The sequence below is a fragment of the Nonomuraea sp. NPDC049480 genome, assembly GCF_044465905.1.
Classification (GTDB): Bacteria; Actinomycetota; Actinomycetes; order Streptosporangiales; family Streptosporangiaceae; genus Nonomuraea.
Map to the genome: position 1 here is coordinate 1 of NZ_JBITMD010000041.1, position 13,709 is coordinate 13,709.

The following is a 13,709-nucleotide window of genomic DNA, read 5'->3' on the forward strand; positions in this document are numbered from 1 at the left end:
TATCTCACCTCCCACCTGAAGGAGTTCTGTGAGATCCGGGCGGCCTGGATCACCGGCCGTGACGCTACGGCGATCGAGGAGATCGCGCGGGCGGACTCGGCCGCCGTTTTCCTGCTGCAGGCCGAGGAGGCCATCCGCGGCGGCAACGGACGGCTACGACTGACCATGGTCACCGGGCACGCCTCGGAGCTGCCGGAGCCGCTGCGCGCCGCTTCGACGGGCCGCGTGGTGGGCCCCGTCGACGGCGAGGATGGCCTGCTGGCCGGCGTGGTGCTGGGCAGGGTTGCTCCCCGGCCGGACGACCCCCAGGCACTGGCCGCCGCGGCACAGGCGGCTTATGCCGAGTGGCTCACCGAGCGGCGCCGAGCCGCCGACATCCGCTGGCACTGGCTATGAGAGCGACAAAACGGCACGTGCCACTGCGGATGCAGCAGACGCAGACCGACTGCGGGGCCGCCTGCTTGGCGATGGTGCTCAGCGCTTTCGGCCGCCGCACGAGCCTTGCCGAGGTGTGGCGACACCTTCCCGAGAATTCCGACGGTGCCACGCTGCGCGAGCTCATCACCGCCGCGGCCTCCTTCGGCCTGCGGCTGCGCGCCTTCCGGCTGAGCGCCGAGCAGATCGGCGCGTTGCCCGCGCCGGTCATCGCCCACTGGGAGCAGGACCATTTCGTCGTCGTCGAAAGCGTGGATCGCCGTGGTGTCGTGGTGGTCGATCCTGGCTTCGGCCGGCTGCGGCTCACCCGCGAACGCTTCGCCGAAGGCTACAGCGGCACGGTGCTGGTGCCCGATGTCCCAGAGCGGCTCACCTCGGCGCAAACGGGCGGTTCGTCGGCGCGTGCCGTGCTGTCACTGCTGGCAGGAGCATTGTCCGAGCGGAAGGTGGTCCTCGCCGTCGTTCTCGCCACGGCCGGGGTCCAGCTCTTCGGGTTGGCCGTGCCGCTGTTGACCAAGCTGGTCGTGGACGGCAGCGCCGTGGGGCCGGAGGCGCTGGCTCTGGCCGCGGCGTTCGCCGTCATCGCCCATGTACTGGTTTCGCGTGCACGCTCATTCCTGCTCATCCGGCTGCAGACGGGGATGGCGGCCCACCTGATGCGACGGCTGGTCGGCCATGTCCTGGCCCTGCCGTACGCTTTCTTTCAGCGCCGGACCAGCGGTGATCTGCTGACCAGGTTGAGCGCGATCTCCGGAATCCGGGACATGATCGCAGAACGGTCGCTGGCTTTGGCCTTCGACCTGCTCACCGCGGTGACCTACCTCATCGCGCTGCTGGCGGCAGCGCCGAGGATCGCCGCGCTCACCATCGCGGTGGCAGCGGTGCAGGCGAGCGTGGTGGCGTGGTATGCCAAGCCGTCGGTGCAGCTTGCCTACGCCGCTCTGCACGCCACCTCGGCCACCCAGACCAACCTGATCGAGAGCCTGTCCGGCATCGAACTGCTCAAGGCCAGCGGGACCGAAGACAGCGCCTTCGACCGCTGGCAGGCCCGCTACCAGCGAGAGCTGGAAACCGGAGCCCGGCGGGATCGCAAAGTGGTCACCGTACAGAGCCTCACCGACGCGCTCCAGCTGGCCCTCTCCCTCGGCCTGCTCGTGGTGATCTCCACTCAGCTGTCCGGTACGGCAAGCCTGGGCGAGCTCATGGCTCTGGCGGCGCTGGCAGGCTCGGCGATCGCGCCGATGGCCTCGTTGCTCGCCACCCTGCAGCAGATCCATCTGGCCTTCGCCCACCTCGACCGGGTGGCCGATCTGCTGGCGGCGGCCCCGGAACCGGCCGGGACCCTCCGGCCCGCTCTTCGAGGCCAGGTCACGCTCCGGAGCGTCTCGGCGGGCTATGACCCGCGCTTCCCCGTTCTGCGCGAGGTCACACTGCGGATCCGGCCCGGAGCGCGACTGGCCATCGTGGGCGGATCAGGGTCGGGAAAGACCACCCTTGGGCGGGTACTGCTGGGCCTCATCGAACCCTTCGACGGCGAAGTCGCCTTCGACGATATTCCTTTGCACCAGTTCGACCCGCGGCATTTGCGCCGGCAGGTCGGCGTGGTCACCCAGCAGCCGCACCTGTTCTCCGGGACAGTGACCGAAGCGATCGCGTTCGGCGACGACTCGATCGAACGGGCCGTGATCGAATGGGCCGCCCAGATGGCGGAGATCCATGACGAGATCATCGCCATGCCGCTCGGGTACGGTACGCACATCGGCGAGGGCGGCGGACGCCTGTCGGGTGGCCAGCGGCAACGGCTGGCACTGGCGAGGGCGCTGGCCCGCGAACCGCGCATCCTGCTGCTCGACGAGCCGACCTCCAGTCTCGACGCGCTCACCGAGGATCGCATTCGGGCCAACTTCAGCCGGTTGGGGATCACGCAGATCGTGATCGCCCATCGTCTCTCGACGATCCGGGACGCCGATCTGATCGTCGTCCTGGACAACGGGCGCATCGTGGAGTGGGGCACCCACGACGATCTGATCTCTGATGGGATGCGATATGCCGAGCTGGTGTCGCTCCAGATGGCACCGCTTTGAACACGCCTGCTCGCCGGATCATGGCTCGAATGTAGCGACGGGCGGTCCCAGGTGCTGTACCGGCTCACGAAACAGCCGACTTCGCGCGGCCGCCGCCCAAACCCTCCGGGTCTGTTCGACCAAGCGAATGGACAACTCTGATACCGAGACTCCATCGGCGATGTTGGGTGACCGGGCCGATGGCGTGAACCGCGGGCCTGCGGTCGCGGCCAGGTAGATCGAGCGGGCCGCGATCGAATAAGACATGCTTGGGGAGATGCCCGGATAGACCTACGATCTGCTGCGTGCCATTCGTCGCCTCAGCCGGGGCTTGCAAGTGCCCGCTTGGATCGTTCCGGACTCGATGCCGCCTTCCGCCCACGCCCGGACGGACCCGCTCGGTGACGATCAAGATTCAGGTGCTCGGCGCGATCCGTGCACAGGTGAACGGTACGCTTCGCGCGGGCGCCTGTTGCGCTTCCCCTACATCCCCGAGCTCCCGGAGCCGCCGCGCGGCGGCTCCTTCTGCGCCATCGAGCTCATACACCTGGGATCGCCTGACGCGACCCATGAGCTGATCGCTCCGCTGCCTCGATGTCGCTGTTGCGGGGCAGCCGACAGGGTGCGCGCGGCGGGCTGCTGGCTTGGTCCTTGCTGATCGTCAGCAGTCTCGCCAGCCTGGGAGCGAACGTGGCGGTGGCAGAGCCGACGATGATCGCTCGATTGATCGCCGGGTGGCCGAGTCTGGCGCTCATCGGCGCGTACGAGATGTTGATGTGCCAGATCCGCCAGTCCGCAGTCACGACCGCGTCCTCGGCTCGGCAGGCAGTTGCAGATCTCCCAGCCGAGGGACGGGGGGACGATACACGGGAGACATCGACGCGACGGTCTTGTGAGGGCGAGCGGGCGCTTCAGCGAGCGGCATGGCGGTGGGCCAAAGATGTGGCGGTGAGGACGGCCCGCTTCCTACCGGCCTGATGATCGCTCGGCAGTTCGACCGCTCGTCGCGATGGGGACGTCTGGTCAAGAAGGCTGGGGGTGGCTGGAGAACTGGGCTGAGCTCAGCTCTGTCTTCCGGCACCCGGCCAAGCCGGATCTCTACATCGCGCTCGCCGACCGCTGGTTCCGCACCTGTCCGAGAAGGAGTCAGACCAACGACAGTCTTCGATCGGTACTTCGCAGCCGTGGAAGCGGGACATGGCCCCGCCGGCTCGACACTCCCGAGGTCAACACGTCGCTCGCCGACTACGTCTGGCTGCCGATCCGATTCGACGGGAATATGGCGGTAACCGAGTGGCACGACGAATGGTGGATCGACGACATCAACTGATCAGGGCGCCCCTGCCCTCGGCACGGAGCTCGCCTGAGGGCGCCATGCCGGGGCGTTCGCTCTCCGCCGCCTCCCGGCATCAGGCGGCGGGCACGGCCCAGTGCCGGTCGACGAACGAGCGGATCTCGCGCGCGCTCATGGTCCTCGGCGCCACCCCAGGACCCGCGGAGAGGTTGATCTGCTCGCCCGGCTCGGAGCCGCCGGACCAGCCGATCGCGGGCTCGGCGGTCAGGTGGGTGGAGAAGCCGAGCGCCGTCTGCGAGCGGCCGGCATGCTTCCGGTCCAGACCGTCTTGATCGTACCGCCGTCGATGACGTAGCTGGCGCCGGTGATGTTTCCGGCCACGTCGGACAGGAGGAAGCGATCAGGGCTGCCGCTTCTTCGGCTTCGGTCATGCGGCCGGTCGTGATGTTCTGGGCTTTCACGAGCTGTTGGACGAATTCGGCGAGGCTCTTGCCGGCTGCAGCGGCCATCTTGCTGACCCGGCCGTCGGGGTCCTCGTAGATGGAGGTGCGGACCGCTCCGGGGGAGATGGTGTTCACGCGTACGCCTCGGGGACCGAATTCCTCGGCCAGGGACTTGCCGAGCGCAGTGAGTGCCGCCTTGGCCGAGGCGAAGGCGACCGGAAACCCCGGCCGATGTCGTTCGGCCGGGGATGACGGGTCCGGGCGTTGTGTGGTGTCAGCGGGATGGGGGCGGGCAAAACTCGGCCTCGACCGCCTTGGTGAGGGCGGCGATCGGGTTGTTCCAGTCGCCGTTCATGTTGGTGACGACGGTGTGCTTGCCGTCGCGGCTGCTCATGGCGTAGGTGTAGGAGCCGTTGATGGCGCCGCCCATGCCCCAGACCGTCTCACCGCAGGACAGTTGCTGCTGCCAGGTGCCCATGCCGTACCGTGTGCCGGGGATCCAGCCCGCCCCTTCGGTCGAGACGCTGGTGTTCCAGATCTCCTTCTGCTGGGCCGGCGGCAGCAGCGTGCCGTCGTGCAGTGCGGCCAGGAAGCGGCTCAGGTCCCCGGTGGTGGAGACGACGCCGCCGGCCGCCCAGGCGTAGGAGGCGTTCTGCTCAGTGACGTCGTAGGTCTTGGCGTCGGGGTCGGCTGACCACAGCCGGGAGTAGTGTCGCGGGTGCGGTCCGCGGATCCGGGTCTCGTTGCCCGGCAGGTAGGTCCCGGACAGGCCGAGCGGGCGGGCGATCCGCCGGGCGAGTTGATCGGCGTAGGGTTTGCCGGTCGCCTTCTCGACGATCATTCCGGCGAGGTCGTAGTTGGCGTTGGAGTAGCGGAAGGCGGTGCCGGGCTCGAAGTACGGCGGGTAGGCCATCGCGACCGCGATGAGTTCTTCAGGGTTGACCTTGTCGAAGCGATGCTCCAGGAAGCCCGGCCCTGAGTACTTGTAGAGCATCTTCTCGTCCAGATACATGTTGTAGAGCCCGCTGGTCTGGTTGAGCAGTTGCCTGATGGTGATCTTGCTGCCGTCGTTGCCGTTGCCCTTGACCAGGCCGGGCAGCCACTGCTCCACCGTGTCGTTCAGGCTCAGCTTGCGCTCGGCGGCCAGTTGCAGCACCAACGTGGCGGTGAACGCCTTGGTGATGCTGCCGACGCGGAAGCGTTCGTGCGGCGTGCGTGGGCGGCCGGTGGTAGTGTCGGCCGCTCCTGCCGCGGCGAAGGTACGCCTGCCGCGGTCACGCACCTCGGCGACCATGCCCGGAATGCCGGCGGCCACCGTCTCGTCCAGCACAGTCTGGACCGCCGAACGAGTTACGGCGCTCGCCGGGGCGGCCGCCATGGCGGTGGTTCCGGCCAGCGTCACCGCGGTGACGAGAGTGCGCAAGGTCATCAATGTGGGCATCAGAACTCCTGCTTGATGGAAAGGGGTGTCAAGGAGCGCGGCAGGTCAGCCGGCGGGGCGGAAGGCTGCGTCGAGGACGTCGAGGAACAGGCCCGCGGGCGGCACGCCCCAGTCGCCGTTGACGTTCTGGGTGACGACGCGCTTGCCGTCACGCGTGCCGTACAGGTAGGACCAGGTGCCGGTGATCATGCCGCCATGCCCGTACACGGTGACGCCGCAGGGCAGGGTGACCGAGGAGATGCCCAGGCCATAGCTGTAACCGTCCAGCCACTTGCCGTCGGGGACCGGGGTCATGGTGAACATCTCGCTCTGCTGAGCGGATGGGAGGAGCCAGCCCTTCAGGAGCGCGCCCAGGAAGGTGTTGAGATCGGCGGCGGTGGAGATGAGCTCGCCGACCCCGAAGGCGTACGACGGGCTCAGCTCGGTGACGTCGTGAGCCGGCGCGTCGGCGTCGGGCAGCATGAGCTTGGAGTAGCTGCGCGCGTGCGGGCCGCGGAAGCCGATCTCGTGGCCGGGGGCGTAGGTGCCGGTCAGCTTGAGCGGGCGGGCGATGCGGTAGGCGACGGCGTCGGCGTAGGACATGCCGGTCGCCTTTTCGATGATCATGGCGGCGAGAACGAAGTTGGTGTTGGAGTAGCCCCAGCCCTGGCCCGGCTGGAAGTCGGCCGGGTGGGAGACCGCGATCTTCACCAGGTCCTCGGGGGTCAGCTGGTCGAAGCGGTGCTCCAGCAGCTTGGGCGTCCAGTAGCGCTCGAGCATGCCCTCGTCGAGGGTGTAGGCGAAGATGCCGCTGGTGTGATTGAGCAATTGCCGGATGGTGGTCTTGCCGCCGTCGTGTCCGTTGCCCTGGACGAGGCCGGGCAGCCACTTGTCCACGGTGTCGTCCAGGCTCAGCAGGTACTCGGCGGCCAGTTGCAGGATCAGGGTGGCGGTGAAGGTCTTGGTGATGCTGCCGACGCGGAACTGCTCTTGCGGCGTGCGCGGGAGGCCGGTGGTGGTGTCGGCCACGCCCGCCGAGCCGAACCACTGCCGCGTGCCGTTGCGGATCTCGGCGATCACACCGGGGTAGCCCTGTTCGGTCACGGCGGCCTCCAGCAGGTGCTGAACCTCGGCCTGGCCGGGGACGATCAGATTCGCGGGGGCGGTGGCATGGGTGTTCATGTGGGGTCTCCTTCGGGGGCTGGCGGGGCTGATCGCCCCGCTCCTCAATCGATCTTCGCGACGAAGGAAAAGTTACGTTGCATGCGACGAATCGTCAATCACGAATGTGCGAAGCAACAGAATTCAAGCAGCTCAAAGGCGCATATTCGTTGCATGAAGGTTGTCGGTTAATGCAACATAGGGTGCTGTGAGTTGCATGTCATCGCGGTCGGATGCACACTGTCCGTCAACCGAGATCCGCTCAGCCGCACGCGCGCGGTCGAGCCATCAGGAGGCGGACGCCATGCCCGGAGACAGGCTCACCCAGCAGGACCGGCGTCAGATCGCCGACGGACTGGCCGACGGTCTCACCTACGCCGAGATCGCCCGCCGCCTCAATCGGCCTACCTCGACCGTCACCCGCGAGGTGATGCGCAATGGAGGCCCCGGCGCCTACCGCGCCGACCAAGCCCAGCGCGCCGCCGACCGGCGCGTCCACCGCCGCAGGACCATCACCCCGGCGGCCGCGCGCGGCGATGCCGACGCCGACGGACGCGACCTGCAAACCGTGCGTGAAGTGGCCGACCAGCTCACGGACCTGCTGATGCAGAGCGGGATCCCACAGATGATGGCCAAAGTGCTGGCCGCCCTGTACACCACCGACAGTGGCAGCCTCACCTCCGCCGAACTCGTCCAGCGCCTGCAGGTCAGCCCTGCCTCGATCTCCAAAGCCGTCGGCTACCTCCAAGCCCAGGAACTCATCCGGCGCGAACGCGACCCCCGGCGCCGGGCCGAGCGATACGTCATCGACGACGACGTCTGGTACCAGGCCATGGTGGCCAGCGCCCGTGCCAACGCCCTGCTCGCCGGCACCGCGCGGCAAAGCGCTCGCACCCTCGGCCTGACCACCCCGGCCGGCGTCCGGCTGGAGAACATGAGCCAGTTCCTCACCCGCGTCGGCGACGACCTGGTGCGCTCGGCCGAACGCTGGCGCCAGATCTACGCCACCCCACAGACCGGCGAGCAAGGGTAAGTCGGCGTTGATGACCCTGGTCTACTTGCCCCTATGTGAAATAGCCCCTGGAGACGCCTGTTCATCCATGAGGCCATGCCCGGCTTCGACATGGTGGGCAACATCGGCGGCCGCTTCTGCATGAACCTCACCCCCATGTACTCCCTGATCAAGGCTTTCGGCCTGAAGAGCCTGTCCGGCGTCCTCGAAGACGTCTTCGGCAAGATCCCGCCCATCCTCGACGTGCCCAGAGTCAAACTCTTCCGCTGGAAGTTCATCAAGCAGGGCGTGCCCACGGCGATCCGCGTCCGGCTCCGGATCTGGAAGAATCTGAAGGGCATGCGCGCGTTCCTGGCCACCTCCCGCCGGCGATGCGAGAAACTGCGCACGCGCATCGCCGCCGCCGTCACGGCGCCGGAACTGGCCGACCTGTACGCGGGCGAGATCGAGCCGCACGCGGTCACCGCGTGGCGCATGCTGGAGGTCGGCGGCTGCCAAGGCGGCACCAGCCTGCTCCTCACACCTCCAAGCTGCGCAAGATGATGGGCCACACCGACACCGACGCCGAGGCCGTGCTCACCGGCGTCAACGCCGCCGGCGACCTGGCCGGCATGGGTCTGGTCGTGGGCTTGTCCCGGCTGGCGCGCGGCGAGATCGCCAGGGACGAGTTCGCCCGCACCTACAGGCATCGCGGCCGCCACGAGTTCGAGGTCTCCCTCCCGCGCCCCGGCGAGGACCCCGCCTGGATCGACGCCCAACTCGTCGGCCTGCGATATACAGGCCGGCACGGAGGCGTTGCTCACCCGGCAGCAGGAGGCCAAGGAGAATGCCTGGGCGCACTTCGCTCGGCGCTATCCCGGCAAGGAGGCCAGGATGCGCGCGGGTGCGGCATCGTGGGGCGCTTCGACCCGGTCCGCTGGGCCGCAGACCCGAACCGGCGCTCCGACCTCTACGACGCCCGCGCGCAGAGCCACCTGACCTTCGGGCACGGCATCCCACCAGTGCCTCGGCCAGCAGTTGGCCCGGGTGGAGCTGCGCATCGCGCTGCCCACGCTCTTCGACCGCTTCCCCGGCCTGCGCCTGGCCGTGCCGGCAACGACGCAGTTGCCGCCATCGTTGCTGAAGCTGCTCTTGCGCCATGACGCGTGGGACGGTCGTTCCTCCACATAGACACTACTCGCCTGGCTTTCGAGGTAGATCACGTCGGGATCGGCCGCTTCGGGGGAAGCCTAAGATCACGAAGCCGCCGTCCATGGCAGGATGCGCCCCAGCTGAGATCGCAACTCGATCTTGCGGTCGACCTTCTCCGGCTTGGACGTCATCGGCGCGACAAGCAGGTAGGACCGGTAGTAGTCGGGAGTTTGGAGCAGCCCGGGTATCAGTTCTGGATCGTAGCTGCGCAGTTGAGCTGCCTCAGCTTCGAGCCCGACGAAGACTTGGAACCACTCTGGGATGACATCGCCGTACGAATGCCACCAGCCGCGTTGCCGTGCCTGCCGTGCCAGTTGAAGGAGATCCTCGCGGGCCTGGCCGAAGACCTCGTTCACGTCGAGGAGCGCCTTCAGGTCGTTCGGGCGGATTCCCCGTCGTCCTGACTCGATGCGGCTCACCCAGGACTGGTCATATTCGAGCCGCTCGGCTACCGCCTCGGCGGTGAGGCCGGACTCTTCGCGTAGACGGCGAAGCTCGCTCGCAAGGCGTCGGCGTCTCACGGCGGGGCTGCTCCCGGCAGACACGTGTCACCTCGGCTCTGAGCACCGCCCATCACGGGGCCGAGTTTTGGCTGCCGCGCGCCCTGCTGAGGCTCCTATTTTCCGGTCAGGTGATCGGCCTGCCGGAGACCCTTGATCCGGCGGATGACAGCCTCACCATCTGGACGGAGCGTTACCTCGATCTGGCCGTGCACGGGGTGTGTTCGGCGGAGGACGCCCACAAGATCACCGGGCACCTGGAACGGTTTCGTACGTGGATCATTGATGGGCTCGGGCACGACCGCTTGTCGGCCGTCACCGCGCGAGGTGAGCGCCTGGCGCGACCACCTGGCCGCGGCCGGCAACACCCCCAGGCCTACTCCCAGCGGAAGAACGCCGCTGCGATGACGCCCCCGATCACCACACTGGCGGACAGGCTGATCAGGTGGGTGGCGTCGACGGCCGCGCCGGTCCAGGCGGCCGACAGTGCCTCGACCGCGGCGCCGAACGGCAGCCATTCACCGATCGTCGCGATCGTGTCCGGCAGGCTTCTCCGGCCGCCGAACATGCCGCCGAGGGCACCGAGCGCGAAGTACAGGGCCAGGCCGATGGCCACGGCGGAGTTCGGGGTGGGGGCGAGGGCGGCGACGATCATGCCGATGGCGTACATGGCGGCCATGGTCAGGACGACCACGCCGACGGCCGCGCCGACGTGCACCGGAGGCTTCGCACCGAACGCCAGCAGCGCCAGCACCCAGGCGGCCGCGATGCCGATGCCCGTCTGCAGCACGCCGACGAGCACCTGGGCTATGAGGACCATCGCCGGCGAGGCGGGCGTCACCGCGAGGCGTCTCAGGATGCCGCTGCGGCGGTAGTAGGCCAGGAAGCTCGGCATGTTGATGATGCCGGTCGTGGCCACGACCATGGTGAACACCAGCGGCAGCACGTACGCGTCGAGCGCCGTGCGGCCGTTCGCGATCGCCTGCTGGCCGGCCGCGGAGGCGTTCATCACCAGGATGAGGATGGGCAGGCCGATCGGCACGATCAGCCCGGCGGTGTCGCGGGCGACCATCTTCAGCTCGCAGACGAACAGTTCGGCCCAGGACCGGAGCCCCGGGCGGTGGGCGACGACGGTCGTCATGGGGTGATTCCCTTCTCGTTCTCCAGGTGCCGCCCCGTCAGGGCGACGAAGGCGTCGTCCAGGGTCGCCTGCTCGCTGCGCGTCTCGGTCACCACGACGCCCGCGCGCACGAGCCCGACGCTCACGGTCTGGAGCAGATCGCCGCGGCCTTCGACGACCACCCGGTCGCCGTCCACGCGGACCCGCTCGACCCCGTCGAGCCCCTCCAGGAGCCCGCCGGGAACCGCGTCGGCCGCCCTGAACGTCACCCGCTGGGCGAACCCGGCCCTGCGGACGAGTCCGGCCGGCGAATCCAGGGCGACGACCCGCCCCGCGTCGAGCAGCGCGACCCGGTCGCACAGCCGCTCGACCTCCTCCATGGCGTGGCTGACGAGCAGCACGGTCACGCCGGAGTCGCGCAGGCCCTCCACGGTCGACCACATCTGGCGGCGCGCCTCCGGATCGAGCCCGTTGGTGAGCTCGTCGAGGATCACCACCCTGGGCCGCCCGACCAGCGCCAGAGCGATAGACAACCGTTGCTGCTGGCCTCCCGACAAGGCCGCGAAGCGTGTGCGGCGCGACCCGGTGAGTCCCACCGATTCGATCAGTTCGCCGGCGTCCAGCGGAGCCGGGTAGAAGCTGCGGTACAACCGCACCAGTTCACCGACCGTGAGCGCGGCGTGCAGGTGGCTCTCCTGCAACTGCACGCCGAGGACCTGCCGCAGCCGGGCCCTGTCGCGCCGCGTGTCCAGCCCCAGGACGCGGACCGTGCCGCGATCGGGCCGCCGCAGCCCCGCGATCAACTCCACGGTGGTCGTCTTGCCGGCTCCGTTCCGTCCGAGGATGCCGAAGATCTCGCCGGCGTCGATCGACAGGCTGACCTCGTCGACGGCGACCTTCGAGCCGTACCGCTTGTGCAGCAGCTCGGCCTCGACGGCGAAGGATGACATTGTTCCAGGCATGACCCCGACGCTAGAACGGGCAGGCCGGCGGAGCCTGTGCCGTTCGTCAGCGTTCCCACCCATGACTTTCGGCACCCCCGGCGCTGCTGAGGCCGCAAGTAGAGTGATGGCATGCGGCGAATCGAGCCGGACTCCTGGGCGGGCCTGGCGGTCCTGCTGTTGTGCGTCGCGGTGGGCACGCCGACGCTGATCAGTGAGACCGGGATGCGGGTGCCCCGGGCCCTGTGGGCCGCGCTGTTCGTGGGGCTGCTGGTCACGCTGCTGGTCTCCGCCGTCTGCGACCACCGCCCCCGGACGGCGCGGGTCGCCTATCTCCTGGCCGTCGTGCTGGGCTGGGCCACCGTCCTGACGGCGCCCGGCGCCGGATGGCTGCTGATCCTGCTGGTCTTCACGGCCACCATGAGCGCGTACGTGCTCCCGCTGTGGGCCGGCCCGGTGGTGATCGCGCTCAACACCGCCGTCATCGCCCTGACCTTGAACGGCACCGGCGCCCCCGCCACCGAGGCCGCCCTCGGCACACTCCTCTACCTGCTGATCCAGTCGGCGACCCTGCTGAGCACCGTTGCGATCATCCGGGAGCAGCGGATGCGCCGCGAGCTGGCCGAGGCGCACATCGACCTGCGGGCGGCGAGCGTCATCCTGGAGGACTCCGCCCGCACCCACGAACGCCTGCGCATCGCCCGCGAACTCCACGACCTCATCGGCCACCAGCTCACCGCGCTCACCCTCGAACTGGAGGTCGCCCGCCACCACGACGGCGCCGGCGCCCGAAAGCACGTCGAGCGCGCGAACCGGGTGGCCAGGGACCTGCTCGACGACGTACGCAAGACCGTGGGGCAGTTACGCGCCGACGCGCCCGACCTCCGCGAGTCCCTGACCGCCGTCGTACGCGACATCCCCGGCCTCGACATCAGCGTGCGGATCGACGACGACGTGCGGACCACGGAAGAGCTGACCATGACGCTCATCCGCGTCGTCCAGGAAATCGTCACCAACACCATCCGCCACGCCGACGCGACCTCCCTGCGGATCCACCTCGAACGCACCCCGGACCACACCTTGAAGCTGACCTCCGTCGACGACGGCCGCGGCAGCCCTGACCTCACCCCCGGCAACGGCCTGCGCGGCCTGACGGAGCGCATCGGCGCGATCGGCGGCGACGTGCACCTCGACGGCAGCGACGGGTTCCGTGTCACGGCCAGGATGCCCGCACGATGATCCGGGTGCTCGTGGTCGACGATCAGACCCTGGTCCGGCAGGGCATCCGCAGCCTGCTCGATCTGACGGACGACATCGAGGTGGTGGGCGAGGCCGAGGACGGCATGAGCGCGCTGGCCGCCATCGAGGAGCACAACCCCGACGTGGTCCTCCTCGACCTGCGCATGCCCCGCCACGACGGCATCTGGGCCCTCGATGCCCTGCACGACCGCACGGCCGAGGCACCCCCGGTCCTCGTCCTCACCACGTTCGACAACGACACCCTGGTCCTGGACGCGATGCGCGCGGGCGCCTGCGGCTACCTCCTCAAGGACGTCACCCTCGAACAGCTCACCCGGGCCATCCACACCCTCGCCGACGGCGGCACCCTCATCTCCCCCTCGATCACCGACGGCCTCCTCCGCGCCGTCCGCCGCCGCCGCCCACCCGCCACCGACGACCGCCCCCCGATCCAGCGGCTCACCGAGCGGGAGCTGGAGGTGCTGCGGCTGGTGGCGGAGGGGTACAGCAACCGGGAGATCGCCCGGGCGCTGCATCTGGCCGAGGGGACGGTCAAGAACCATGTGTCGACGGTGTTGCTCAAGCTGGGGGCGCGGGACCGTACGAACGCGGTGTTGCGGGCGCTCCACGAGAACGTCCTCGGCTGACCGATCACACGAGCCTGAGCGTCCAGTTCTGATCGCCGTTGGAGGGGTCGCACGGGTTGCCGACGACCCTGTTCCGCATGCCGGCGTGCAGGCACGTCTCCTGGACCGGGCCCTGCCACCGCTCGGCGGGACCACTCCGTGCAAAGGGGGGTTGCCGGGCCGCAGGCGGACCATCTATCCGACGCGTGCGGACTCTTCCGTAACGATCACTCCGTACATGACAAGGCGGAGGCTTGCCGGGGA

General features: G+C 68.8%; 12 protein-coding genes and 2 pseudogenes. 8 read left to right on the forward strand and 6 right to left on the reverse strand.

Going from position 1 to position 13,709, the window contains the following annotated elements:
- The 3 genes from ACIBX3_RS56255 to ACIBX3_RS56265 form a co-directional block, all read left to right on the forward strand.
- Positions 1-396: hypothetical protein (locus ACIBX3_RS56255; protein WP_397129061.1), on the forward strand; the 396-nt coding region annotated here is incomplete at its 5' end.
- Between the two features lie 17 nt (positions 397-413).
- Complete coding sequence (locus ACIBX3_RS56260; RefSeq protein ID WP_397129062.1) at positions 414-2,519, forward strand: peptidase domain-containing ABC transporter; 2,106 nt, start codon at positions 414-416, stop codon at positions 2,517-2,519.
- A 988-nt stretch (positions 2,520-3,507) separates the two neighbouring features.
- A complete protein-coding gene (locus ACIBX3_RS56265) occupies positions 3,508-3,828 on the forward strand; it encodes a hypothetical protein (protein ID WP_397129063.1) in 321 nt (106 codons plus the stop codon).
- Here ACIBX3_RS56265 and ACIBX3_RS56270 read toward each other — a convergent pair.
- The 3 genes and pseudogenes from ACIBX3_RS56270 to ACIBX3_RS56280 form a co-directional block, all read right to left on the reverse strand.
- A pseudogene (locus ACIBX3_RS56270) lies at positions 3,744-4,466 on the reverse strand (SDR family oxidoreductase); the annotation flags it as partial. The gene ACIBX3_RS56265 and the pseudogene ACIBX3_RS56270 sit on opposite strands and share 85 nt — an antisense overlap.
- A gap of 43 nt (positions 4,467-4,509) precedes the next feature.
- The gene (locus ACIBX3_RS56275) at positions 4,510-5,676 is read right to left on the reverse strand and encodes a serine hydrolase domain-containing protein (protein WP_397129064.1); all 1,167 of its coding nucleotides are present in this window, start codon (positions 5,674-5,676) and stop codon (positions 4,510-4,512) included.
- Positions 5,677-5,721: 45 nt separating this feature from the next.
- On the reverse strand, positions 5,722-6,837 hold the full coding sequence (locus ACIBX3_RS56280) for a serine hydrolase domain-containing protein (RefSeq protein ID WP_397129065.1): 1,116 nt from the start codon (positions 6,835-6,837) through the stop codon (positions 5,722-5,724).
- A gap of 283 nt (positions 6,838-7,120) precedes the next feature.
- Here ACIBX3_RS56280 and ACIBX3_RS56285 point away from each other — a divergent pair, with 283 nt between their 5' ends.
- The 3 genes and pseudogenes from ACIBX3_RS56285 to ACIBX3_RS56295 form a co-directional block, all read left to right on the forward strand.
- A complete protein-coding gene (locus ACIBX3_RS56285) occupies positions 7,121-7,849 on the forward strand; it encodes a helix-turn-helix domain-containing protein (protein ID WP_397129066.1) in 729 nt (242 codons plus the stop codon).
- 75 nt (positions 7,850-7,924) lie between these two features.
- Positions 7,925-8,371 (forward strand): hypothetical protein, encoded by a 447-nt coding sequence (locus tag ACIBX3_RS56290; RefSeq protein ID WP_397129067.1) that lies wholly within the window; start codon positions 7,925-7,927, stop codon positions 8,369-8,371.
- A gap of 419 nt (positions 8,372-8,790) precedes the next feature.
- Positions 8,791-8,998, forward strand: a pseudogene (locus tag ACIBX3_RS56295) (cytochrome P450); the annotation flags it as partial.
- Positions 8,999-9,063: 65 nt separating this feature from the next.
- On the opposite strand, the gene ACIBX3_RS56300 reads toward ACIBX3_RS56295, so the two are convergent.
- From ACIBX3_RS56300 to ACIBX3_RS56310, 3 genes are all read right to left on the reverse strand, one after another.
- On the reverse strand, positions 9,064-9,540 hold the full coding sequence (locus ACIBX3_RS56300) for a Scr1 family TA system antitoxin-like transcriptional regulator (RefSeq protein ID WP_397129068.1): 477 nt from the start codon (positions 9,538-9,540) through the stop codon (positions 9,064-9,066).
- Positions 9,541-9,895: 355 nt separating this feature from the next.
- Complete coding sequence (locus tag ACIBX3_RS56305) at positions 9,896-10,660, reverse strand: ABC transporter permease (RefSeq protein WP_397129069.1); 765 nt, start codon at positions 10,658-10,660, stop codon at positions 9,896-9,898.
- Complete coding sequence (locus tag ACIBX3_RS56310) at positions 10,657-11,601, reverse strand: ABC transporter ATP-binding protein (protein WP_397129070.1); 945 nt, start codon at positions 11,599-11,601, stop codon at positions 10,657-10,659. Before ACIBX3_RS56310 ends, ACIBX3_RS56305 begins: the two co-directional genes overlap by 4 nt.
- Positions 11,602-11,712: 111 nt before the next feature.
- Here ACIBX3_RS56310 and ACIBX3_RS56315 point away from each other — a divergent pair, with 111 nt between their 5' ends.
- The gene (locus tag ACIBX3_RS56315; protein WP_397129071.1) at positions 11,713-12,819 is read left to right on the forward strand and encodes a sensor histidine kinase; all 1,107 of its coding nucleotides are present in this window, start codon (positions 11,713-11,715) and stop codon (positions 12,817-12,819) included.
- Complete coding sequence (locus ACIBX3_RS56320; RefSeq protein ID WP_397129072.1) at positions 12,816-13,466, forward strand: response regulator; 651 nt, start codon at positions 12,816-12,818, stop codon at positions 13,464-13,466. Before ACIBX3_RS56315 ends, ACIBX3_RS56320 begins: the two co-directional genes overlap by 4 nt.
- Positions 13,467-13,709: the final 243 nt, after the last annotated feature.

Excerpts from the sequence above, each read along its gene's own strand:
- ACIBX3_RS56265 (WP_397129063.1), top strand. The coding sequence starts at position 3,508 with ATGGGGACGTCTGGTCAAGAAGGCTGGGGGTGGCTGGAGAACTGGGCT.
- ACIBX3_RS56275 (WP_397129064.1), bottom strand. The coding sequence starts at position 5,676 with ATGCCCACATTGATGACCTTGCGCACTCTCGTCACCGCGGTGACGCTG.
- ACIBX3_RS56280 (WP_397129065.1), bottom strand. The coding sequence starts at position 6,837 with ATGAACACCCATGCCACCGCCCCCGCGAATCTGATCGTCCCCGGCCAG.
- ACIBX3_RS56285 (WP_397129066.1), top strand. The coding sequence starts at position 7,121 with ATGCCCGGAGACAGGCTCACCCAGCAGGACCGGCGTCAGATCGCCGAC.
- ACIBX3_RS56290 (WP_397129067.1), top strand. The coding sequence starts at position 7,925 with ATGCCCGGCTTCGACATGGTGGGCAACATCGGCGGCCGCTTCTGCATG.
- ACIBX3_RS56305 (WP_397129069.1), bottom strand. The coding sequence starts at position 10,660 with ATGACGACCGTCGTCGCCCACCGCCCGGGGCTCCGGTCCTGGGCCGAA.
- ACIBX3_RS56310 (WP_397129070.1), bottom strand. The coding sequence starts at position 11,601 with ATGCCTGGAACAATGTCATCCTTCGCCGTCGAGGCCGAGCTGCTGCAC.
- ACIBX3_RS56315 (WP_397129071.1), top strand. The coding sequence starts at position 11,713 with ATGCGGCGAATCGAGCCGGACTCCTGGGCGGGCCTGGCGGTCCTGCTG.
- ACIBX3_RS56320 (WP_397129072.1), top strand. The coding sequence starts at position 12,816 with ATGATCCGGGTGCTCGTGGTCGACGATCAGACCCTGGTCCGGCAGGGC.